The following is a 24,769-nucleotide window of genomic DNA, read 5'->3' as shown; positions in this document are numbered from 1 at the left end:
TGTTGAAGGAGGTATTTGCGTGAGGTTTGCTCATCTCACCATCTCACCATCACCTCACCTCACCTCACCATCTCACCGCCTCACCATCTCATCATCTCATCACCTTACCATCTCACCATCTCACCATCTCACCATCTCACCATCTCATCACCTCACCATCTCATCACCTCACCATCTCATCACCTCACCATCTCATCACCTCACCATCTCATCACCTCACCATCTCACCATCTCATCATCTCATCATCTCATCACCTCATCACCTCACCGTCTCACCAAAAAAACAACCATCCAATCTCACAAACAACAAAAAACAGTCAATTTTTGCTCTTTTTAGTAGCAATTATTTGGTATGTAATTAAATGAAAATGCGTAAATTCGCCCAATTGATTAAAAAATAGTAGAATAATAACGATGAGCACTAAATTTACAGAATATAAGAATCTTGACATGTCAGGTGTAGCATCAGAGATGCTAGAGTTTTGGAAAGAACAATCCATATTCGAAAAAAGTATTAGTACAAGAGAGGATAATAAGCCTTTTGTGTTTTTTGAAGGACCACCTTCAGCAAATGGTAAACCTGGTATTCACCACGTAATGGCTCGTACGATTAAAGATATTTTTTGTCGATATAAAACACAAAAGGGGTTCCAAGTAAAGCGTAAAGCAGGTTGGGATACGCATGGATTGCCTGTTGAATTAGGGACAGAGAAAGAATTAGGGATTACGAAAGAAGATATCGGGGTTAAAATCACCATCGAAGAATATAACCAAGCATGTAAGCGCACAGTAATGCGTTATACTGACTTGTGGAATGAATTAACACAGCAAATGGGATACTGGGTGGATATGAATGATCCTTACGTAACCTATAAGCCAAAATACATGGAAACAGTATGGTGGTTGTTGAAACAGATTTACGATAAAAATTTATTGTACAAAGGATATACAATCCAACCGTACTCGCCAAAAGCAGGTACAGGTTTATCTTCACATGAGATTAACCAACCAGGTGCGTATAAGGATGTAACAGATACAACGATCGTAGCGCAGTTTAAAGCGATTGAAGCAACACTTCCTGCTTTTTTACAAGGGTTTGGAACAATTCATTTTTTAGCTTGGACAACTACACCTTGGACATTACCTTCCAATACAGCCTTGACGGTTGGACCAAAAATTGAGTATGCTTTAGTGAAATCATTTAACCAGTATACAGGAGAGCCAATCCAAGTGATTTTGGCTAAACCTTTAGTGGGTAAACAATTTGCAGGTAAATTTGTTGCGGTTGAAACTGAAGCAGAGGTAGATGCATACCAAGAAGGAGATAAAAAGATACCGTATTTTGTTGTAAAAGACTTCAAAGGATCGGATTTAGTAGGGATTAAATACGAGCAATTATTGCCGTATACCTTACCTTATCAAAATCCTGAAAATGCTTTTAGAGTTATTGCAGGAGACTTTGTTACAACTGAAGACGGAACAGGAATTGTGCATACAGCACCTACTTTTGGAGCAGATGATGCTAAGGTTGCTAAAGAAGCAACACCTGAAGTTCCTGCAATGTTGATCTTAGATGCAGAAGGAAATCCGGTACCTCTAGTGGACTTACAAGGTCGTTTCGTTAAAGAAATGGGCGAAGAGTTAGGCGGTAAGTATGTGAAGAATGAGTATTATGATGAGGGTACTGCACCAGAACGTTCTGTAGACGTGGAAATTGCAATTAAATTAAAAGAAGAAAATAAGGCATTCAAAGTAGAAAAATACGTACACAGTTACCCGCATTGTTGGAGAACAAATAAACCCGTGTTGTACTATCCATTAGACTCTTGGTTTATTAAGATTACAGAGGTAAAAGATCGTATGTTCGAGCTGAATGAAACAATAAACTGGAAACCAAAAGCAACAGGAGAAGGACGTTTTGGAAATTGGTTGAAAAATGCCAATGACTGGAACCTTTCACGTTCGCGTTATTGGGGTATTCCATTGCCAATCTGGAGAACAGAAGATAAAACGGAAGAGATGATCATCGGTTCTGTAGAGCAGATGATGGCCGAAATTGCCAAATCTCAACAAGCAGGTTTTCAACAAAACAACCCTTACGAAGGCTTTGTTGTAGGAGATATGTCAGAAGAAAACTATGACAAAATTGATCTACACAAAAACGTAGTGGATGCTATTGTTTTGGTTTCTCCTAGTGGAAAACCAATGTATCGCGAATCAGATTTGATCGATGTATGGTTTGATTCGGGAGCAATGCCTTACGCACAATGGCACTATCCATTTGAGAATAAAGAACTAGTAGATCAAAATGGCGCTTATCCGGCTGATTTTATCGCTGAAGGAGTAGACCAAACGCGAGGATGGTTCTATACGCTTCACGCAATCGCAACTTTGGTTTTTGATACAAAAGCATATAAAAACGTAGTTTCTAATGGTTTAGTACTAGATAAGAATGGATTGAAAATGTCTAAGAGTTTAGGTAATACAATTGATCCTTTTGAAACGCTTGCAGAACACGGACCAGATGCCACACGTTGGTATATGATCTCTAATGCAAACCCTTGGGATAACCTGAAATTCGATTTAGAAGGAATTACTGAAGTAAGAAGAAAATTCTTCGGAACACTTTATAATACCTATAATTTCTTTGCATTATATGCTAATATCGATGGATTCAACTACAGTGAAGCTGAGGTACCTTTAAAAGACAGACCTGAAATTGACCGTTGGATCTTATCTGAGTTAAATACACTAGTGCAAAAAGTGGATGAATTTTATGCAGAGTATGAACCAACACGTGCAGCAAGAGCTATTACAGAATTTGTAACGGAAAACTTGAGTAACTGGTACGTGCGTTTATGTCGTAGAAGATTCTGGAAAGGAGAATATGCGCAAGACAAAATCGCTGCTTATCAAACTCTATATACTTGTTTGATTACCGTAGCTAAACTAGGTGCTCCTATTGCTCCTTTCTTTATGGAAAGACTTTACAGAGACTTAACATTAGCAACGAAACAAGAAAACGTTGAATCTGTACATTTGGCTGATTTTCCAAAGTTTGATGCTTCATTTGTTGATGCTGGTTTAGAAAGTAGAATGCATAAAGCACAAATTATTTCGTCTTTGGTATTGTCTCTACGCAAAAAAGAAATGATTAAAGTACGTCAACCGTTACAACGTATTATGATCCCAATTTTGGATGAAAATCAACGTTTAGAGATCCAAGCAGTAGAAGATTTGATCAAAGCTGAGGTTAACGTGAAAGAAATTGAACTGTTAGATGATGCTTCGGGTATCTTAGTGAAACAAATTAAACCTAATTTCAAAACATTAGGTCCGCGTTTTGGAAAAGATATGGGCTTGATTGCTAAGGAAATACAAAATTTCACACAAGACAATATTAATGAAATTGAGAAAAACGGGGAGATTGTTTTAAATTTAACAGAAAAAAGTATTATATTAACACTTTCGGACGTTGAGATTACTTCTCAAGATATCGAAGGATGGTTAGTTGCTAATGATGGGGGAATTACAGTTGCCCTTGATATTACCATTACAGAGCAATTACGCAAAGAGGGTATTGCCCGTGAATTAATTAATCGCATCCAAAATATTCGTAAAGATTGTGGATTCGAAGTAACAGATAAAGTAAAAGTTACATTGCAAGATGTAGTAGAAATAAGAGAAGCTGTTTTAGCAAATGAAGATTATATTAAATCTGAAACATTAACTCATACATTAGAATTTGTAGATACGTTAGAAAACGGTGTAGATGTAGAGTTTGATGAGCTTAAAACGCGAGTATTAATTTTAAAATAAAATTAAAATTATGAAAGAGACTGGCGAATTAGTACGTTATTCTGACGCAGAGTTGGCAGAATTCAAAGAGTTGATTCAAGTTAAAATTGAAAAAGCACAAGCTGATTTAGAATTGATCAAAAGTGCATATATGAATGATTTAAACAATGGAACGGATGATACATCACCAACGTTTAAAGCATTTGAAGAAGGTAGTGAAACGATGTCAAAAGAAGCGAATTCTCAATTGGCAATTCGTCAGGAGAAATTCATTCGCGATTTAAAAAATGCATTGATCCGCATTGAAAATAAGACATACGGATTGTGTAAGGTGACAGGAAAACTAATTGATAAAGAACGCTTAAAATTAGTTCCTCACGCAACAATGAGTATTGAAGCAAAAAATATGCAACGTTAATTCAATAAAACAACGCTCTTTTAACTAAAAGAGCGTTTTTTTTATCACGTAAAATCGTTTACATTTGCTTCTAAAATAGAAAAGAATGTCACTAAAGAGAGCCTATTTACTAGTTGCTATAATTTTAATTATCGACCAATGGTCTAAAATTTATATCAAAACTAATTTTTTACTAGACGAAGAAATTTTTGTCTTTGATTGGTTTAGGATTCACTTTATTGAAAATGAAGGAATGGCTTGGGGAGTTGCTCTTCCTGGTGATTATGGCAAATTAGCTTTGACTTTATTCCGAATTATTGCGGTGTTTGGTATTGGTTGGTGGCTACAAGATTCGATAAAGAAAAAACTGTCGAATTATTTGATTGTTGCTATTTCTTTAATTTTAGCTGGGGCAGTAGGTAACATTATTGATTCTATTTTTTATGGTGTTATTTTTGACGATAGCACCCATCAATTAGCGACACTTTTTACGGACAAACCCTACGGAACCTTTTTCCACGGAAAGGTAGTGGATATGCTCTATTTTCCTATTTGGAGAGGCAACTTGCCAGAGTGGTTACCCATCTGGGGAGGAAAGTACTTTACTTTTTTTAATGCGATTTTTAATTTTGCGGATACCGCTATTTCTGTAGGTGTAGGTATTTTGATTGTTTGGAATAAGCGAATTTTTAAAAATTAGTGTATTGTAATAAGAAACAATACAGTGCGTAACTTCCACAACAAACAAACTGTGCAAAAAAAATTTTTGCTATCTTCACTTCTCGAAAAATAGAGCAAGCTATGAAGATATTAGAGGAAGTCGTTTTACCAGGAGAGAGTAAAACGCTCAATTTAGAAATTGCCAGATTACATACGGCAACCAAATTAAAAATTCCTGTAATTATTTCTCGTGCCCTTGAAGAAGGACCTACTATATTGCTTTCTGCAGGTTTGCACGGAGATGAACTCAATGGAGTAGATATCGTTCGTCAAATCGTACACAGTGGTATTAATCGTCCTAAGCGAGGGACTATTATTTGTATTCCCGTTATTAATATTTTCGGATTTATTAATAAGACACGTGAATTTCCAGATGGTCGAGATCTAAATCGAGTATTTCCTGGAAGTAAAACAGGATCTTTAGCTGGTCGATTTGCCTATCATATTCTAACGCATGTCATCCCGCACGTTGATTTTGCTATCGACTTTCACGCAGGAGGACAAAGTCGATTTAATGCGCCTCAATTGCGTATTGCTACAGAAGACAAAGCTGTATTAGAACCTTTAGCGTCTATTTTCCACCCTCCTTTTCTCTTGTATTCGAATCAGATTACAGGATCCTTTCGAAATGCCTGTGCGAAAAGAGGAGTAAGTATGTTGTTATTTGAAGGTGGAAAATCACTCGATATTAACCCAGAAGTCTCCAAAATGGGGGTAGAGGGTACCAAACGTGTATTGCGTCATTTTGGTATGCTTGACGATCAATTTGAAACGGAGAATAGAACGGATAAAATGGTTGTGATCGAACAATCTATTTGGGTTCGCGCCAAACAATCAGGGTTGATGCACGATCAAGTAGCCATAGGCACGTATGTTCGAAAAGGAGAAGCGTTAGCCTATATCTCGGATCCCTATGGTAAAGAAAATGTTATGATCAAAGCCCCAAATAGCGGTTATGTCATCAATGTCAATGATTCACCTATCGTATACCAAGGAGATGCTATTTTTCACCTTTCTAAAAAAACGTCAAATGAATAAAAATACTTTGCGTCAAAACTATAGTCAAGCTAGGGCAGCACTTTCTTTAGATGAAATTGAAGAAAGGAGCTTAGCCATTGCCAATGGAGCTTTACGTCTACCTATTTGGGATAAAACAAACTATCATTTGTTCTTGTCAATCGTATCAAAAAAGGAAATCGATACAGAATTTTTGTTACAAGTGTTAGCGGGAAAAGACAAAAATATTATTTTGTCTAAATCTGATTTTAAAACGGGAGAAATGCAACACTACCTTTTAACAGATAATACGGTACTCAAAGTGAATAGCTATGGAATTCCCGAACCGCAAGAGGGCATTCAAATTGCCGAATCTCAATTAGACGTGGTTTTTGTTCCCTTATTAGCTTTTGATGAACAAGGAAATCGAGTTGGATATGGCAAGGGATTTTACGATCGATTTTTGCAAAAGTGCAAACCTGATGTTATTAAAGTAGGCTTGAGTTTCTTTGAAGCTGAAAGGAGTATAGCAGATGTTTCTGAGCTGGATATTGCCCTAGATTATTGCATTACACCTACTAAACTTTATACTTTTAAAAAATAAAGCGATGAATCTCATCGCTTTATTTATTTAGACATTGGGTTGTTTTTGATCCAAGTTTTTAAAGTCAGCATTTTGTTGACGTATTTTGATGAAATCAGTAACCGATAGTTTGGTGATTTCTTTAAAGGCAGTGGAGAAACCTTTGGCACTACCAAAACCAAATTTATGCGCTAATCCCTTCAAATTGAGTTCGTAAAGTTTAGGGTCTTGCGTTAGTTCATGAATTGCGTGTTGAATGCGAAGCTGCTTGAGATAGTTTGGAAAACTGATTCGTTTTTCTTCGTTGAAGAATTTAGATAACGTATTGCGATTGGTACCCAATTGACGAGCGAGTTCGTCTTGTGTAATTTTTTTTAGGTACCCTTTTGACTCTTCAAAATGAGCTAATTTTTTATGAAGTGCAGCTGACAGCGTAATGAATTGCTCCATCTTTGTCGATTCAGTTAAAGAAATATTGAACTCTGATGTTTGTTGATTCTCGTTCCAATCCTCTTTAGAGGGATGAGATATTTCACGTATGATCTGTTTATAGCGATTCCGTATATTTTGTCTTCTTTTTTTGAAATAAAGCATTCCCGCAATAGCAATTAAAATAAGAAGATAGACGAGACTGTTTAATTCCTTGATCAAAAATTGATTAGCGGAAATTTCCAATTCGAGGTTTCGCTTAGACGAATTTTGTCTATTAATGTCTAGATAGGTGTGAATGTCGGAACGGGGTTGATTGTTGGTTGGGTGTAATTTGGAGGAAATCTCCGTCAAAAGCTTGATATAATGTAGCTCTTTCTCAAAATCCTTTTTAACTTTTGCGTTTTGTACGTATTGTAGCAAGCTATTAGCGTACTTACTTTTCATTTCATAGGAAATGGGTAAAAGCGCTTTTTTGTGGTAAGCATTAATAATGTCCTTTACTAGGTTCGTTTCTTTCGCTTTTTGCAGATAGTATCCAATACAAATAGCTTGATCAATCGGATTAAGAAGATCATTAGCGAAGCAAAAAAGTAATTCTTGCTTCGACCACTGTTTAATAATGGATTCTTTAAACAGTGAGGAAGCTGCAATCACAAGAAAACTTGAAAAAATAGAAAATGATAAGAATAAACGCTTTTTTAATATCATTGTGCAAATTTTTTGATTGTTTATAGAAATGAGCACCCTAAATTCTCATTTTGACAATTCTTCTTTTGTGGTACAATTTGTATGCCAGCGTGACAATTCTTCCTTACTTCCTTTAATCCTATTTCTAATAAATTGATACTAAGTATTTTGTTAAATGGTTCGATATTGATTGACAAATGGTTCGATGTGCAACGAACAAAGCCTTGTTTTTTTTTGTGAAGCCAGTTAAGTTTGTTTTGAAGGTTTTGAGAAAATCCTTTGTTTAATCATAGTGGTCCGGAATACTATTGAGAAACAAATAAAGTAATGTAGTAATCAATAGGTTTATCGTAATGGATGGAATCTATAAAAATGTTTAAAAAATGAAAAAGATAAAATTTTTTTTGCTGCCGTTTATTTTTGCTCTTGTAGTTGTATCATGTGACAAAGAGAATGACTCGGCTATTAATACTGTAACACAAGAAACAAGTAGTACTGAGGTCATTGATGTAAATGCTTATGAGCAACTAACAACTCAATACCTTGTATCTGTTGAAAATGATACAACTCCACCAGATCTTACAGCCCCTCTTAAGTTTTGGGGGAAACTGTGGAAAGGTATAAAGAAGTTTCTAAATGCAGATGGAGAGGCGATGTTGAAGCAATATCAGGACTATCCAAATATCCCTATAACTTTGCTAGTGGGTATTGGTTCTTCTATTGATGCGGTCACGAAAAATGAAAAAATAACGATAGACTCTGGACTGCCTGATTTACTGGTATTAGAAGAGGCGAAGCATGTTGGAAATAAATTCGATATAATCGGATATAATCATTATGTTGTTGTGAATAATGTCTTAAATGATATCGACCAATACATCGCTATTAGTGACATAGAAGCACGTGATGAGGCTATAGTAAAAAGAGTAAAAAAGGAGGTTTCAATCTTGTATCCTGATGCTCAAATTATGGAGGATGTTGTAGATTATACTGCTTTCTACAACTCTTTAAAACTGCAACCAGGAGAGAGCTATACGGAAGGCACAGCCTACTATGATCGCGTGTTTTCTTCTAATGGAAAAAAGGTAGATCCCGCATTTGTTCAGATTTTACAGCTTTATGCAAGTTCTTATGAAGCGGTAAAAGAAGGCTATATTGATTCTTTTGTAGCTTATTCTAAAACGATGGAACAAGCAGTGCAAGAGGATAAGAATCTGAAAACGGATGTGAAAGAAGCGTTGCTTATAGGAATGGCAACGTATCGTTATGGTATAAAATACTATGCTAGTTTAAATTAACAAATACTAATACCCAAGGAGAGAGGTGTAATTTTTCCTTGGGTTTAAAAAGAAGAAAAGATGAGAGTAGTAGTCATGTGTTTGTTGTTTTTAATCATTGGAAATTCTTTTGGGCAAACGATTATTAAAGATTGTAGTACACAGCAGTTCGTTGCTAATGTTGTCGTGTACGACACGAATAACAATACCATAATTGGAGTTTCGGATGCGCATGGAGCAATAGAATTAAGTGAAGATGTTGTCGATATTACCCTAGTGCATCCATCCTATGGGAATATTAAAACGGTGAGGCAAGAGGTGATTTGTATCGATCAATCGTTAAATACGATTGTGATTGAAATGCAATTTGACGCCAAAAAAGAGTTGTTGGATATTCTTCAAAATACCTATAATCAGTATCGTGTTGATCCGTATGACAAACAGCTGTTTATTTATACGGGAACTATCTATGAAAACAACAACCAAGGAGAGTTGATAATACAAGAGAAGGGAGGGTTCAACAAAAATTCAACTTTTTATGACACCTCTTTATTTATATCTGATCGCTTAGCAGATTTTTACGATACTATGGAGATGGTGTCTTTTCTTCCTTTAATAGCAAAAGATAAAAGTTACTTTTTTTTCAACAGTAAAAAACATTTTAAAGCGTTGATTAAAAAAGTTAAAGCAGCAAAGGTCAATAAGATCAATACAGATTATTTTGTTTATGATGCTACTGGAGTTAATTATTGGCAGTTTGAGATCGATCCTATGGACAAACGTGTCGTGCGGTTTGTTAATTCAAAAGTAGAGCTTCTTTCTTCTGATCGAAAAAGAAAAAGTCCGATTGTAGAACACTTGATTGAAGTCAACTACAAGCTAGTAGGAGATAGATTGGAGCAACGATTAAACTTATTCGAATTGTACAAATCAAGCCGTTCAGAACTGTCATTGGCAAAATATTTGACTATCAACACCGTTGGTGCACAGGATGTACCATTTGAAAAGAGTTATTCTATTTTCGAGTATGTTAGATTTAGTGTGCAGAGAACAAAGAAAGTTAGAGATTTAGTTATTGATAAACAGAAATAGAACTTATTTCTAAACTGTATGTTGATAAAAAAAGGCGATGAATCTCATCGCCTTTTTTATTTAGTGTAAAGGTTGTTTTTGATCTATTTCTTTAAAGTCAGCATCTTGTTGACGCATTTTGATGAAATCCGTAACCGATAGTTTGGTGATTTCTTTAAAGGCAGTGGAGAAACTCTTCGAGTTTCCAAAGCCAAATTCCTCTGCTAAACCCGTTAGATTCAGCAAGTGAAGTTTGGGGTTATACGTCAATTCTCGTACCGCATGTCGAATGCGAAGTTGCTTGAGGTAATCCGAAAAGTTGATGTTCTTCTCCTCGTTGAAAAATTTAGAAAGCGTATTGCGATTTGTTCCAAATTGGCGGGCCAATTCATCTTGTGTTATCTTTTGTAAGAAACCTTTCTTTCCTTCAAATTCGTCCAATTTTTTGCTGAGCACTTGTGTAGTACTCATCGGCTGATGTACATCAGTGGTAATAATAGGAGTTTGGTTTACTACAGGCTCTTCAAAATGTTCAGTAAGTTGTACTACTTCTTGTGGCGAATGCTGAATCACGTGTTTGTATTGTAGTTGAACCTTCTGTTGCTTTTTTTGGTAATAAATAAGCCCGAGGAATACGACGAGTATAAGCACTGTTACAACACCGTACAATCCTTTTATTTTTGATTTGCTTCTAGATAATTCATATTCTAGTTTTTTCTGAGAAGCCTCTAATTTTTTAGTGTCTAAGTGTATATGCATAAAAGAACTCAACTTACTGTTCTTCTTGTGTAATTCTGAAGAAAGCTCCATTAATAGTTTGGTATAATGTAACTCCTTTTCTAGGTTCTTTTTGCTTTGGTAGTAGGTAATTAAGTAATCAAAAGCCTCACTTAGTTCCGTATTGGCAAAGTGGGTTTCTTGGTATAGTTTCTCTATTTTTTCGAAATAGGGTAGTGCTTTTTCTCGTTGATTCGTTTCCCAAGCATTTTTTCCTAAATAAAGGTAGGCTAAATGTTCATTGGCAAAATCGCCATTCGTTTGAATGGGTGCTAATGATTTTGTTAATAGAGAGTCAGAGGTTGCATATTGCTTTAAACGATGGTTGTACATTCCATTGATCAAATCAAAGTAAGCAGTTTCGAGTGTTTTATCCTTAGAAGTTAATTTGTTGATAGCAGCATAACCATCACGCAATAAAAGTTGAATGGTATCCGTTTTCTGCTGACGGAAGTTGGTTTTACTCAGAGCAAAAACATTGGTGATATAGCCTCTTAAATTATTATAGGCATTGGTTGTATCGTGAAGTTTACTTTGATAATAGGTTAAAGCCTCTTTCGTCGTTTTTTCAGATTTCTCATATTCTTCTAGATGGTAATAAATAGCCCCGATAGCCCCTTTTACTTTGTTGAGATTATACTCATCTTGCGATTTTTGTAAATAATCTTCCGCTTTTAAACCATATTCTAAGGCTGTTTTATAGTTTTTGTTTAGATAGGCAACGTAACTTTTTACATTATAGGCAGTACCTACAGCTTTGATATCATTTAACGTTAAGGTATAAGTCAGTAAACTATCAGCATATAATATTTGCTGGTTATAGTCTTTTTCTAGAAAAGCTTTTTTGCGGTAACCCACAATAATTGCTTCTGGCACTTGTTCTTTTTTTGCTTTTTGTAGGTAATATTCGAGATAAATTTCCTTGTCTGCAGGACTCAATAAGTCAGAATTGATACTAAAAAGAAGATCTTGTAAGGACCAATTTTTATAATCTCTATTATTTTGAGTAGGCAGTGCATAGGAAAATCCTCCAATGAGTATTAGAAAAAAGAGAAGCAAGAGTTTTTTTAAAAACATTTTGTAAGGTTTTAAAAGCATTTTCTTAAAGGTAATGTTTTTTTATGTTTTATAAAACATTGATGTTCAGTGTTTTTTACAAATTTTCTGGTCAAATTACAAATTTTCCGTTGAGCTAATTTTAAAGATTTAATCCATTAAAAATCAGCGTGTTTTACAAATTGTCCCGAGCTATTTACAATACTTCCGCCATTGTATAGGGTAAAACTTGCGCTTTTTGATCAAACCCTCTAAGTTTGCTTTGAAAATCACAACAGATCAAATTCATTCAGGCATTAAATAATTTAACTCAGTAAATGAGAACGAACATTAATTTAAAAGGCAAAACTATGAAAAAGATTTATATATGCGCAGTATTCGGGTTGTTGTTTGCTTCATGTAGTACAGATGAAGGGCAAACGGAATCAGTGAAATATTCAAATGAGGTTCACACAGTAACTACGACAAATTGGTTGAATGTTATGACAAGCATTGAACAGGCGTGTCAAGATAAAGGGGATTACTTCAGTACGAAACTTATGATTACACATGTAGAGAATAAGGCTTTGTCTATTCCTGGTTTTGTGACAATGATGGATTCTTCCTATGTGACCCCAATGGAAACAGAGGTGAAGAATGTGATGAATATGGATAAAACGCAGGTGATTAATTCAACGAATTACAGTGCAACAGCCAAAGCGTATTTGAAACAAGTGTTAGTAGATAACAAAGAATGGGCTATTAGCCCTGAGGCAAACCCTCTGTTAAGTGCGAGAGAGGTTCAGTTATTGCAATTCGTAAAAGATATTAATGATCCTGATGATGATTGGAATGGAAGAAAACCACTTGCTTTTGTTTATGGATATCAAAACAGCGATGCGCGTGCAGTATTATTTGCAGCAATCGCACATGAATATAAAAAAGTAAAGTAAGATAAAACGTGTTGTTTCTATATAGCTGGCAATCCGGAATGCAAAAGGAGCAGACCGGAATGCTGGTCAGAAACAAAGAAAAAATACACTAGAAAAAGGGTATGTAAAAAATGAAGTAAAACACATAATCAATATTGATTATATCCTTAGAAAGTAAAGACAGTAATGGAACTTATAATTACCTATCGGTTTAAAATATTTGCAGTGTTATTGCTACTATGGGCAGGGATGAACTTTTGGGTATTTCCTCCTGCTTGGTTTTGGGTTGCCATTGTTTGTATGGTTCTGGTTTTGGGGATCAGTATTAAGTTGTTTAAGGCCAAACCTTAGATTTAATACGATAGACCAGCCTATAAATGATACGGTAAAAAATAGTTAGCTTTATCTTTTTGGACAGATAAAAAATAGAGGAATTATATCCATTATAATTGATTAATTTAAATGGGAAAAAGCGATGAATTTTCATCGCTTTTTTGTTCTCTTATATTTAAGCTTTAATTTTGTTGCTTAATCACGGAGTAGATGCAAATAAAAGAAGAGTTAGCGTTACAAATTCAAACCTTGCCTGACCAACCAGGTGTATATCAATATTTTGATAAAGAAGGTAAAATTCTGTATGTCGGAAAGGCGAAAAATCTCAAGAAGAGAGTTAGCTCATATTTCAATAAAATTCACGATAACGCTAAAACCAATGTCTTAGTCAAGAAAATTGTCAAAATCAAGCACATCGTTGTGCCGACAGAGACAGATGCGCTACTGTTAGAAAATAATTTGATTAAACAGCTCCAACCACGATACAATGTCTTGCTCAAAGACGATAAATCTTATCCGTGGATCTGCATCAAAAAAGAACCTTTTCCGCGCGTTTTTACTACGCGTCGAATGGTAAAAGACGGTTCGGAATACTACGGACCTTATACTAGTACAAAAACGGTGAGTACCCTATTAGAGTTGATTAAAGAACTCTATGCCATTCGCACCTGTAGTTTAGACCTCTCTCAACAAAATATTCGCACTGAAAAGTTTAAAGTGTGTTTGGAATACCACATTGGCAATTGTGGAGGACCTTGTGAAGGACACGAATCCGTTCAACAATACGATAAGAAAATTACCGAAATACGCGATATCTTAAAAGGTAACTTCAAGGAAAGTCTTCGAGGATTTAAAACATATATGCTTGAATTGGCAGCAGACATGCGCTTTGAAGAAGCACAACAAATCAAAGAAAAAATTGAGTTGCTTGAAAATTATCAAGCAAAATCTACTATTGTTAATCCTAAAATAGGCAATGTTGATGTGTTTTCTATTCTTTCAGATGAAACTAATGCCTATGTCAATTTCTTACAAGTGTCTTATGGAGCAATTATTCGTTCCCATAATTTAGAGCTCAAAAAGAAATTAGAAGAAACAGATGCCGAATTATTAGAATTAGCCATTGTAGAGATCAGAAGTCGATTTGAGCTACTAACCAAAGAAGTATTGACGCCTTTTGAAGTAGATTTAGGAGAACATATCAAAGTTACGGTTCCCAAAATGGGAGATAAAAAAGCGCTGTTGGATTTGTCTGAACGCAACGCAAAGTTCTATCGCATGGATCAGCTGAAACAAATAAAAATTGTAGATCCCGATCGCCATGTGAAGCGAATCATGCAACAGATGATGAAGGATTTGCGCTTGCCAAAAGAACCTAGACATATTGAGTGTTTTGACAACTCCAATATTCAAGGAACCAATCCCGTGGCGGCTTGTGTCGTTTTTAAAGATGGTAAACCCAGTAAAAAGGACTATCGACATTTTAATGTAAAAACGGTTGAAGGACCCAATGACTTTGCGTCCATGCAAGAGATCGTTTTCAGAAGATACAAGCGTTTGCTCGATGAAAAAGAAGCCTTGCCTGATTTGATTGTTATTGACGGAGGAAAAGGACAATTAGGTGTTGCACTAAAGAGTTTAGAAGATTTGGGCTTGCGAGGTAAAATTCCCATTATTAGTTTGGCAGAGCGCTTGGAAGAGATTTTTTATCCTGGAGATAGCTATCCGCTGTATTTAGATAAACGATCCGAAACAATGAAGGTTATTATCCACCTTCGAGATGAAGCACACCGATTTGGATTGACTTTTCACCGCAATCAACGCAGTAAAAATGCGATTACAAGTCAATTAGATGAAGTACCGGGTATTGGTGAGAAAACAAAAACTAAGTTACTCAATCACTTTAAATCAGTGAAGCGAATCAAGGAAGCGCCTATAACAGAAATAGAAAGTATCATCGGAAAAGCAAAAACCAAAGTTTTATTGGAACATTTAAAGTAAATTAGTAGCATAAAAAGAGGATAACTATGCGTAGAATTATCGTATTACTAGCAATGACCTTCGTTACAGGTATTAGTTTCGCCCAAGAAGAAGAACGTCCAAAAGTTGGAGTTGTATTGAGTGGAGGCGGTGCAAAAGGACTGGCTCATATAGGTGTTCTAAAAGTATTGGAAGAACAAGGAGTGCAGGTAGACTACATTACCGGAACGAGTATGGGGGCTATTGTTGGTGGATTGTATGCCTCTGGTTATACCGCTGCAGAATTAGATTCTATTTTCAGTAGTATTGATGCAACGGCTTTAATTCGCGATTATATTCCACGTGTGTCAAAGTCTTTTTACGAAAAGAAAAACGATGAAATTTATGCGTTGACCTTGCCGTTTGATAAGTTTAAAATAGGATTGCCTAAAGCTTTTTCTCGAGGAATGTATAACTACAACTTAATGAATAAGCTGCTAGCACACGTGAGACACGTGAGAGATTTTAACGAGTTGAATATCCCTTTTTTGTGTATCGCTACCAATATTGAAACAGGGAAACCCGTATTGATTGATTCGGGTTATTTGCCGCAAGCCATTTTAGCTAGTGGTGCGTTTCCCTCTTTGTTCGCTCCTGTTGTTATTGATGAACATCACCTGATCGATGGTGGAATCGTCAACAACTATCCTATTGAAGAACTACGCGCTCTTGGTGCCGATATTATTATTGGGGTAGATGTTCAGGATGGACTCAAAACGATGGAGGATATTAATGGTGCTGCAGATGTACTCCTTCAAATTTCCAACTATTCTACGATCAATCAGATGAAAAATAAAGTGGGAATGACGGATATTTACATCAAACCCGATATCTCAGGCTATACCGTTATTTCTTTTGAAGAAGGGAAAGCTATTATTGAAAGAGGAGTAGAGGCCGCTAATGTAAAACTAGACGAAATTAAAAAGATTGGAGGGAGAAAGAACGTTTTGCAGAAGCAATTCGTGCCAAAATACAAAGACGAGTTGTATGTTAATGAAATTGACATTAATGGATTAACTCGATATACAAGACGTTATATCCACGGAAAATTAGGGTTTAAGCCCGAAAGTTTTATTTCTTTTGACGATTTAGAAAAAGGAATAGATCAGTTAAATGCAACAGACAACTTTAGCAGTATTTCCTATCGCTTTGACCAAAATGGAGATGGTGATGCGCTGGTGTTAGATATTGTAGAAAATCCGATCAAACGCTACTTAAAGCTTGGTGTACATTATGATGGATTGTATAAATCTGCTGCATTGGTAAACGTCACACAGAAAAATCTACTGATGAAGAGTGACGTTGCTTCCTTAGACCTAGCTGTTGGTGATAACGTGCGTTATAATTTTAATTATTTCGTTGATAACGGTTTCTATTGGAGTGTTGGAATTAATTCTAAATTCAATCAATTTAGCAGTGACTTACGCTTTAAAATGCTTGCGAATAACGAGCGATTTGAATTGCCTCCAGGAATAGATCTATCGAGTTTACCCTCCAAGTTTAGCGTGGATTATAAAGATGTAGAAAACCGATTGGTGTTTCAAACTTTTTACCAACAAAAGTTTCTGTTGGCTGTCGGATTAGAACACCGCTATTTTGACATTAAAAGCAATACCTTGTCGATAAATGAAAGTATTTTTGATCGCAGTACCTATTTAGGGGGATTTGCCAATTTTACGTTCGATACCTATGACAATAAGTACTTTCCGCGTAAGGGATTTATGTTCAAAGGAGAATATAAAAACTACTTCTATTCTTCCGATTATTTAAATAATTTTCAGAACTTCTCAACAATTACAGGACAAGTAGGTTATGCTAGCCGATTGACAGATAAGCTATACGTGGATTTACGCTCGCGTATGGGAGCAACTATCGGCAATACACCTTCTATAGGATTTATGTATTTCTTGGGAGGATATGGATTTGCAGAACGCGATAATATTATTCCTTTCTTCGGATATGATTTATTGAGTATTACAGGAAATTCTTATATCACAGGTTCACTCAACCTAGACTATGAAATATTTAAAAAACACCATATAAATTTTACAGCTAATTTTGCTAATGTAGGAGAAGATATCTTTTCAGGTTCAGATTGGTTATTCAAGTCGAAGTATTCAGGTTATGCTATTGGATACGGGATGCAAACCATGATTGGGCCTATAGAAGTGAAGTATGGATACTCTCCAGATACCGGAAGTAGCTATACAGCTTTCTCCGTTGGATTTTGGTTTTAATTAAGATTTAAAGGTAACTAACGGGCAGTGTTTTACTAATACGCAAATAAAATTTAGTTATAAAGTTGGATATATCAATTTTATGTCGATATTTGTGATATTATGAACATACAATGGGACGGTTTATTGGCTTATATTAAGTTTCTGATCAAGAGAAATCCTGAATGAGAGACTTTTACTTATATTATTTTTTTTCCAACCTTAAAACTATAAGTAATTATGCCTTTATATCATCGCTTAGGGAATATACCCCCTAAACGTCATACGATTTTCCGCAAGGAGAACGGTGACTTATATTATGAACAATTGTTTGGTACAGTAGGATTTGACGGTATGTCAACAAATATGTACCATGTACACCGACCAACACAGGTGAAAGAAATACGTAAACAGTATTCTGTCGCACCTAAAATTGCGAAAGCAAATAACATTCAATCTTACCGACTGAGAGGTTTCCAAGTAGAACCCGAAAATGATTTTTTAGAAAGCCGAAAAGCAGTTTTGACCAATAGTGACTGTACCATTGTATTAGCGGCTCCTAAACAATCAATGGAGGATTATTTCTATAAGAATACTGATTCAGATGAATTGATTTTTATTCACAAGGGCTCAGGAACACTGCGAACTTTTTTAGGAAACTTAACCTTTAAATACGGAGACTATTTAGTAATTCCAAGAGGAATGATCTATAAGATGGACTTCGATACAGAAGATAACCGTTTGTTTATCGTAGAATCTAAACACCCGTTTTACACGCCAAAACGCTATAGAAACTGGTTTGGTCAGTTGATGGAACACTCTCCTTTCTGTGAAAGAGACATTCGACGCCCTGAAAATCTAGAAACCTATGACGAAAAAGGAGATTTCTTAATCAAGTTGAGAAAACAAGATGAAATCTTTGAAATGGTTTATGCTACCCATCCATTTGATGTAGTAGGGTATGATGGATATAACTATCCTTATGCGTTTTCAATTCACGATTTTGAACCAATTACAGGACGTATTCACCAACCACCACCCGTGCACCAAACATTCGAAACTGCAGGTTTCGTTGTTTGTTCGTTTGTGCCACGACTATACGACTATCATCCAGATGCAATTCCAGCACCTTACAACCACAGTAATATCGACAGTGATGAGGTATTGTACTATGTTGATGGAGACTTTATGAGCCGTAATGATATCGCACCAGGACATATCTCTTTGCACCCTGCAGGAATTCCACACGGACCACACCCAGGTGCTGCAGAGCGCTCTATTGGTAAAACAGTAACAGAAGAACTCGCTGTAATGGTTGATACATTCAAACCATTAATGGTTACTGAGGAAGCAATGAAAATTGCAGACGAAAAATACTACCAATCGTGGTTAGAAGAATAAGAATACAAAAGAAAAGTAAATAAAAATAAACAACAATAAATACTATATTATGAGTAAAGAAGTAAAGTCGGTTGAATTTGGCTTAGAAAAGATATTTGAAGGGGCACAAGATTTCTTACCTCTATTAGGAACAGATTACGTAGAATTTATCGTGGGTAACGCTAAACAAGCGGCACATTTTTACAAAACAGCTTTCGGATTCCAATCTTTAGCTTATGCTGGATTAGAAACAGGAGTAAAAGACAGAGCATCTTATGTTTTAGTACAAGATAAAATTCGCATTGTATTAACTACACCATTAACAGCGGAATCATCTCTAAATGACCATATCGTAAAACACGGTGACGGAATTAAAGTTGTTGCACTTTGGGTAGAAGACGCTCGTAAAGCATATGAAGAAACAACAAGTCGTGGTGCAAAATCATACATGGAACCTGTTGTTGAAAAAGACGAATTTGGTGAAACAGTACGCGCTGGTATCTATACCTACGGAGAAACTGTACACATGTTCGTAGAAAGAAAAAATTATACTGGAGTTTTCTTACCAGGTTTCGTAAAATGGGAAAGCGATTATAATCCAGAACCAGTTGGATTGAAATACGTGGATCACATGGTAGGAAACGTGGGATGGAATGAAATGAATACATGGGTAAAATGGTACGAAGATGTAATGGGATTCGTTAATTTCTTATCTTTTGATGACAAACAAATTAATACAGAGTACTCTGCTTTGATGAGTAAAGTAATGTCAAATGGTAATGGACGTATTAAATTCCCTATCAACGAACCAGCTGAAGGAGCAAAAAGATCTCAAGTAGAAGAATATTTAGATTTCTATAATGGTCCTGGAGTTCAACATATTGCTGTTGCAACAGATGATATCATCAAAACGGTTTCTCAAATGAGAGCTAGAGGAGTTGAATTCTTATCTGCACCACCACAAGCATACTATGATGCTATTCCTGGACGTTTAGGTGTGCACATGGATATGATGAAAGAAGATATCAAAGAACTTCAAAAATTGAGTATCTTGGTTGACGCAGATGAAGAAGGATATTTATTGCAAATCTTTACTAAACCAGTAGAGGATCGTCCAACTTTATTCTTCGAAATTATTCAAAGAATGGGGGCAAGAGGATTCGGTGCAGGTAACTTTAAAGCGCTTTTTGAATCAATTGAGCGTGAGCAAGAGTTGAGAGGTACGCTATAATCTGAGTTAAGAATATCTTAAAAACACTCATCTTGAGCATGTTATCGTTAAAGTGAGGTTAAAAGATGTGAGATATATGAATAATCAATAAAAAACTGTACATTTGCACTCGCAAAAATAAAGATGTCATAAGCTTTATTTGAGTGTAATAAATTTTTCATAATTTATAGTTTTTTGGTTGGTTAATAGCATAAAAACTCAGTCAATTATTTGACTGGGTTTTTTTGTTTGTTATTTTTGAATAAAATTAGCCGACTATGAAAAAATTTATATTTGTTTTTTATACCCTCCTATGTTGTGTAACTCTTTCGTTTGCACAAACAAAACCACAAGCATTTAAAGCAGGTGAGTACCTAAAGTTCAGAGTGTCATATGGTATTTTGAATGCAGGTATTGCCGAACTGGAACTGTCAGAAGTAACCTACAAAGGTAAAAGTATGTATCATGCCAAAGGTATTGGATATACTACCGGACTTTCCAAAGTGTTTTTTAAGGTTTATGATGATTATCAAAGTTATTTTGAAAAAGATCAAGTAGTGCCTCATCGTTTTATACGCAAAATTGATGAAGGTGGCTATACCAAAGACCAAGAAGGTTTTTTTAATTATGCTAAAAATAACGTCTTAGTCAAAGACTACGAAAAAAATAAAGAAACGACTTATCCTATCGTTGCGAATGTACAGGATATTGTATCTGCTTTCTACTATTTGAGAAATAATCCCAAACTAGATAACCTGAAAAAAAATGAAGCTGTTGAAATCGATATGTTTTTTGACGGTGAAGTGTTTCGTTTTAAGCTGTTGTATTTAGGAACAACGGAATTAAAGACTAAATTTGGGAAAATTAAAGCCTTAACCTTTAGACCCTACGTAATGGCTGGGCGCGTTTTTAAAGAAAAAGAAAGCTTAACTGTTTGGGTGTCAGCAGATGCTAATAAAGTGCCTTTGCGAATTAAAGCCAGTTTAGCTGTCGGATCCTTAAAAGCTGATCTAGAAGAGTACAAAGGGTTAGTTTCAACTCTAAAACAAGAATAAACAATGAATGATTTAACCAATCAACACATAAAAAGCTTAGAAGAAAAGTTTACAAAAATGGGACAAAATCCCAACGTTCACCTTGAAGGATTGGTGTATGGAAAACCATTGACTTATTGGGATTATATCCAAACAGATGCCTTGTTAGGTTTGCAGATTCAACGTACCTTGTATCCGGATGAGATGGTGTTTATTATGTACCATCAAGTGAATGAATTATTGTTTAAAATGATTCTATGGGAAATTGAGCAATTAGCGGTAACAACGCAAATTGAAGTGGACGTGTTTACGGATAAGTTGATGAGAATTAGCCGATATTTTGATATGTTGACTAATTCTTTTAGCATTATGGGTGATGGTATGGATGTTGATCAATACAATAAGTTTAGAAATACACTTGCACCTGCTAGCGGTTTTCAAAGTGCACAATATCGCTTGATCGAATTTGGCTCTACAGATTGGAAAAATTTAATAGATAAACGCTTTATTCACGAAATGACAGAAAATATTTCGGAAGAAGATGCGTTAGAGTTTATGTACTGGCAGGCGGCTGGGAAAAATTATAAGACTGGGGAGAAGACCTATCTACTGGCTGAGTTTGAAAAGAAATACAGTCAAACTTTTGTTAAAGCAATGAAAGATTATGAAAAAACAAATTTATGGCAGAAATTTGTTGAACTTCCCAAAGAAGCACAAGAGCGTCCAGAATTAATTCAAGCGATGAGACACTATGATTATACAGTGAACGTTACTTGGGTTATAGGCCATTATAAAACAGCGCTGAAATACTTGGAAAGTACAGGAGTTACCAAAGAGGCAACAGGAGGCAGTGATTGGAAGAAATATATGTTGCCAGAGTATCAAAAGAGAATTTTCTTTCCTGCTTTATGGTCAGAAGAGGAGAAACAAAATTGGGGAAAAGGATTGGTTTAAAAATTGAAAAAAAGAAGGTTTGAAGTATAAAATTTTTATGTTGTTAACAGGACTACTTCTATTTTCTTCTTGTAAAAAGGAAGGGGAAATTGAAGTAAGTGCAGATGCTGAACAAGAAACAGTAGAGGAAATAGTAGCTGAATTATATGGGTTTAATTTGAAAGATTATGTCGTAAAAGAAGATACGATCCGGTCTGGAGATAACTTGGGTAAGATTTTTGGTAACTATAATCTCAATGCTTCTGATGTTCACAATATTGTTACCAAAGTAAAAGATACAATTAATGTTAGAGGAATACGTGCAGGGCAACCCTATACGTTGATTAAATACAAAGACAATCCCGAGAAGTTGGCTGCATTTGTTTATCACCCAAATATTTCGGGTTATCAAGTGATTGATTTGCGTGATACTATTACAGCTTATACCAAAACCTATCCTGTTACCATCCGTCGAAGAACGGTTGCTTCTACCATTGATGGTTCTCTTTCGATCAGTTTGAGTAAAGAAGGAGTAGATCAATCACTAGCAACGCGTATGTCGCAGATTTTCGCTTGGTCGATTGACTTTTTTAAATTGCAACCTGAAGATCGCTTCGCTGTTACAATTGAAGAGAAATTTATTAATGATACCGTTTATGTTGGTATTTCTAAAGTAGAGGCGGCGTATTTTAATTATAGAGGAAAAGATTTGTATTCTTTTCCGTACCAAAGACCAGGAGCAAAGGGAAAAGATTATTATGATGAGCTTGGACGTCCGATGAAAAGCATGTTCTTAAAAGCACCATTAAAATTCTTTCGAATTACTTCTCGATATACCAAAAGTAGATTTCATCCTGTTCAAAAAACATGGAAATCGCATAATGGAACGGATTATGCAGCACCTAGTGGTACGCCAATTATGACAACTGCCTCTGGAGTTGTAGAACGTACGGGTTATACTGCAGGAAATGGAAATTATGTGAAGGTAAAACACAATGGTACTTACTCAACTCAATACCTACACATGTCTAAGATTCTTGTTAGAAAAGGACAATATGTTGATCAAGGTCAAACGATCGGATTGGTTGGTAGTACAGGGTTAGCCACTGGACCACACGTTTGTTACAGATTCTGGAAAAACGGAGTTCAAGTGGATCCATTAGGACAAGTTTTACCTAATTCTGAGCCGATGGATAAAAAAGATATTCCTGCTTATAAAGAATATATCCAACCACTGAAAACGGAGTTGGACGCAATGATAAAAGAAAAATTTAATCAATAATAGCTGTTTTAAGTCAAAATGTTACATACAATTGATCCTACTAGTACTGCTGCATGGGGTAAACTACGCGAGCACTTTGAGCAAATGAAGTTTATTAAAATGCAAGATCTCTTTAGAGAAGATCCTAGTAGAGGGAATTCATTTAATATTCAATTTGATGATTTTTTACTTGATTACTCTAAGAACAAGATTACGAAAGAAACGTTATCTTACCTGATTGAATTGGGTGAAGAGGTAAAGTTAAAACAAGCAATAAATGCCTTGTTCACGGGAAGTAAGTTGAATAAGACAGAAAATAGAGCCGTATTACATACGGCTTTACGCGATTTTACTCCAAACGCTTCTATTGTAGTAGATGGAGTGAATGTTTTGGATGAAATACACCAAACAAGAAACCGCGTGCAAAATTTTGTTACAAAAGTGATTGATGGAACCTATACTTCTAGTACAGGTCAATCATTTACAGATGTAATTAATATTGGAATTGGAGGATCAGATTTAGGACCTAAAATGGTTGTGCAAGGACTTGAAAATTATCGCAATCACTTAAAGACACATTTTATCTCTAATGTTGACGACGATTATTTATATGCGGTATTGGATAAATTAAATCCTGAAACTACCTTGGTTTTACTTGTTTCTAAAACATTTACTACACAAGAAACTGTTTTAAATGCCGATAAAGTAGTTCAATGGTTATCTGCTAAAATTAAAAAAGAAGCAATAAGCACACATCTAGTTGGTGTAACGGCAGAGATTGACCGTGCAGTAGCCTACGGAGTGAAAAGTGAAAATGTTTTCCCTATGTGGGATTATGTAGGTGGGCGTTTCTCTTTGTGGAGTTCTGTAGGATTATCTATTGCTTTAGCTATTGGTTATTCCAATTTTGAAAGACTATTGAAAGGGGCAAATAAAATGGATGAACATTTTAGAACGGCTTCTTTCGAAAATAATATTCCAGTTGTTTGCGCTTTACTTAGTGTATGGTATAATAATTTCTATGGATATGAAACAGAGGCTGTAGTTCCTTATAGTCAATTCTTAGAAAAATTTCCAGCTCATTTGCAGCAAATGATCATGGAAAGTAACGGAAAAGATAAAAACCGTGAGGGAAGTTCAATCCAATACGAAACAGGAACCCTGATTTGGGGAGAAGTTGGGGTATCTGCTCAACATGCCTTTTTCCAATTGTTTCATCAAGGAACAAAAATTGTACCCGTGGATTTTATCGGTTTTGTTCATCCTTTTTCTGACAAAGATACCAACCACAATATCTTGATGTCTAACTTTTTTGGACAAACCGAAGCGCTGTTAAATGGAAAAGGTGCTACACAAGAGGGAGAGAATGAAGATCCATTGATTCAAAATTTTAGAGAATTTAGTGGAAACAAACCCTCAAATACACTTTTGATTGATAAATTAACGCCAGAATCGCTAGGAGGACTAGTCGCTTTGTATGAACACAAGACTTTTATACAAGGTGTGATATGGAATATTTACAGTTTTGACCAATTTGGTGTCGAATATGGCAAGGTGTTAGCAAAAAATATTCAAGAGGAAATTATTTCGAATAATGTATTGAAACACGATAGTTCTACCGCGTTTTTGCTGAATTATTACTTGCGAAATAGAAGAGTTTAGAATTCAATAAATTGGG

General features: G+C 35.5%; 19 protein-coding genes and 1 pseudogene. 18 read left to right on the top strand and 2 right to left on the bottom strand.

From position 1 onward, the window contains the following. The 6 genes and pseudogenes from H4K33_RS16445 to H4K33_RS12975 form a co-directional block, all read left to right on the top strand. Positions 1 to 337 (top strand): annotated as a pseudogene (locus H4K33_RS16445) (hypothetical protein); the annotation flags it as partial. A 77-nt stretch (positions 338 to 414) separates the two neighbouring features. After that, on the top strand, positions 415 to 3,819 hold the full coding sequence (ileS, locus tag H4K33_RS12995) for an isoleucine--tRNA ligase (RefSeq protein WP_182649651.1): 3,405 nt from the start codon (positions 415 to 417) through the stop codon (positions 3,817 to 3,819). 10 nt (positions 3,820 to 3,829) lie between these two features. Beyond that, positions 3,830 to 4,216 (top strand): TraR/DksA C4-type zinc finger protein, encoded by a 387-nt coding sequence (locus H4K33_RS12990; protein ID WP_182649649.1) that lies wholly within the window; start codon positions 3,830 to 3,832, stop codon positions 4,214 to 4,216. Between the two features lie 85 nt (positions 4,217 to 4,301). After that, positions 4,302 to 4,895, top strand: a complete 594-nt coding sequence (locus H4K33_RS12985; protein ID WP_182649647.1) for a lipoprotein signal peptidase — start codon at positions 4,302 to 4,304, stop codon at positions 4,893 to 4,895. A gap of 101 nt (positions 4,896 to 4,996) precedes the next feature. After that, entirely contained in the window at positions 4,997 to 5,953 is a 957-nt protein-coding gene (locus tag H4K33_RS12980) for a succinylglutamate desuccinylase/aspartoacylase family protein (protein WP_182649645.1), read from the top strand. Then, entirely contained in the window at positions 5,946 to 6,515 is a 570-nt protein-coding gene (locus H4K33_RS12975) for a 5-formyltetrahydrofolate cyclo-ligase (RefSeq protein WP_182649643.1), read from the top strand. The genes H4K33_RS12980 and H4K33_RS12975 overlap by 8 nt, the downstream gene beginning before the upstream one ends. 27 nt (positions 6,516 to 6,542) lie before the next feature. Here the strand turns inward: H4K33_RS12975 and H4K33_RS12970 are convergent, their stop codons facing one another. Further along, positions 6,543 to 7,634 carry an AraC family transcriptional regulator gene (locus H4K33_RS12970; protein WP_182649641.1) on the bottom strand — a complete coding sequence of 364 codons (1,092 nt, stop codon included), beginning with the start codon at positions 7,632 to 7,634 and terminating at the stop codon, positions 6,543 to 6,545. A gap of 362 nt (positions 7,635 to 7,996) precedes the next feature. On the opposite strand from H4K33_RS12970, the gene H4K33_RS16585 reads away from it, so the two are divergent. Both H4K33_RS16585 and H4K33_RS12960 read left to right on the top strand, forming a co-directional pair. Next, a complete protein-coding gene (locus H4K33_RS16585; protein WP_255493712.1) occupies positions 7,997 to 8,911 on the top strand; it encodes a hypothetical protein in 915 nt (304 codons plus the stop codon). 60 nt (positions 8,912 to 8,971) lie between these two features. Then, the gene (locus H4K33_RS12960; protein WP_182649639.1) at positions 8,972 to 9,982 is read left to right on the top strand and encodes a hypothetical protein; all 1,011 of its coding nucleotides are present in this window, start codon (positions 8,972 to 8,974) and stop codon (positions 9,980 to 9,982) included. Between the two features lie 60 nt (positions 9,983 to 10,042). Here H4K33_RS12960 and H4K33_RS12955 read toward each other — a convergent pair whose 3' ends face one another. Continuing rightward, positions 10,043 to 11,815, bottom strand: a complete 1,773-nt coding sequence (locus H4K33_RS12955; protein ID WP_182649637.1) for an AraC family transcriptional regulator — start codon at positions 11,813 to 11,815, stop codon at positions 10,043 to 10,045. A gap of 329 nt (positions 11,816 to 12,144) precedes the next feature. Here H4K33_RS12955 and H4K33_RS12950 point away from each other — a divergent pair, with 329 nt between their 5' ends. From H4K33_RS12950 to pgi, 10 genes are all read left to right on the top strand, one after another. After that, positions 12,145 to 12,726, top strand: coding sequence for a hypothetical protein (locus H4K33_RS12950; RefSeq protein WP_182649635.1), 582 nt, complete (start codon positions 12,145 to 12,147; stop codon positions 12,724 to 12,726). 165 nt (positions 12,727 to 12,891) lie between these two features. Next, positions 12,892 to 13,056: a hypothetical protein gene (locus H4K33_RS12945; RefSeq protein ID WP_182649633.1), complete on the top strand. Its 165-nt coding sequence runs from the start codon at positions 12,892 to 12,894 to the stop codon at positions 13,054 to 13,056. A 192-nt stretch (positions 13,057 to 13,248) separates the two neighbouring features. Next, positions 13,249 to 15,039, top strand: coding sequence for an excinuclease ABC subunit UvrC (uvrC, locus tag H4K33_RS12940; protein WP_182649631.1), 1,791 nt, complete (start codon positions 13,249 to 13,251; stop codon positions 15,037 to 15,039). Positions 15,040 to 15,065: 26 nt separating this feature from the next. Further along, complete coding sequence (locus H4K33_RS12935; protein ID WP_182649629.1) at positions 15,066 to 17,294, top strand: patatin-like phospholipase family protein; 2,229 nt, start codon at positions 15,066 to 15,068, stop codon at positions 17,292 to 17,294. Positions 17,295 to 17,513: 219 nt separating this feature from the next. Continuing rightward, on the top strand, positions 17,514 to 18,674 hold the full coding sequence (locus H4K33_RS12930; RefSeq protein WP_182649627.1) for a homogentisate 1,2-dioxygenase: 1,161 nt from the start codon (positions 17,514 to 17,516) through the stop codon (positions 18,672 to 18,674). Positions 18,675 to 18,723: 49 nt separating this feature from the next. Further along, a complete protein-coding gene (gene hppD / locus H4K33_RS12925; protein WP_182649625.1) occupies positions 18,724 to 19,884 on the top strand; it encodes a 4-hydroxyphenylpyruvate dioxygenase in 1,161 nt (386 codons plus the stop codon). 257 nt (positions 19,885 to 20,141) lie between these two features. Next, the gene (locus H4K33_RS12920; RefSeq protein ID WP_182649623.1) at positions 20,142 to 20,918 is read left to right on the top strand and encodes a DUF3108 domain-containing protein; all 777 of its coding nucleotides are present in this window, start codon (positions 20,142 to 20,144) and stop codon (positions 20,916 to 20,918) included. 57 nt (positions 20,919 to 20,975) lie between these two features. Beyond that, on the top strand, positions 20,976 to 21,851 hold the full coding sequence (locus H4K33_RS12915) for a tryptophan 2,3-dioxygenase family protein (protein WP_255493714.1): 876 nt from the start codon (positions 20,976 to 20,978) through the stop codon (positions 21,849 to 21,851). A 37-nt stretch (positions 21,852 to 21,888) separates the two neighbouring features. Continuing rightward, positions 21,889 to 23,112: a peptidoglycan DD-metalloendopeptidase family protein gene (locus H4K33_RS12910; protein ID WP_182649659.1), complete on the top strand. Its 1,224-nt coding sequence runs from the start codon at positions 21,889 to 21,891 to the stop codon at positions 23,110 to 23,112. Between the two features lie 18 nt (positions 23,113 to 23,130). Beyond that, positions 23,131 to 24,753: a glucose-6-phosphate isomerase gene (gene pgi / locus H4K33_RS12905; protein WP_182649619.1), complete on the top strand. Its 1,623-nt coding sequence runs from the start codon at positions 23,131 to 23,133 to the stop codon at positions 24,751 to 24,753. Positions 24,754 to 24,769: the final 16 nt, after the last annotated feature.

The organism is Myroides sp. WP-1 (assembly GCF_014145635.1).
GTDB lineage: Bacteria > Bacteroidota > Bacteroidia > Flavobacteriales > Flavobacteriaceae > Flavobacterium.
The sequence above is the reverse complement of the archived record's forward strand: the minus strand, read 5'-3'. Positions and strand labels throughout refer to the sequence as shown.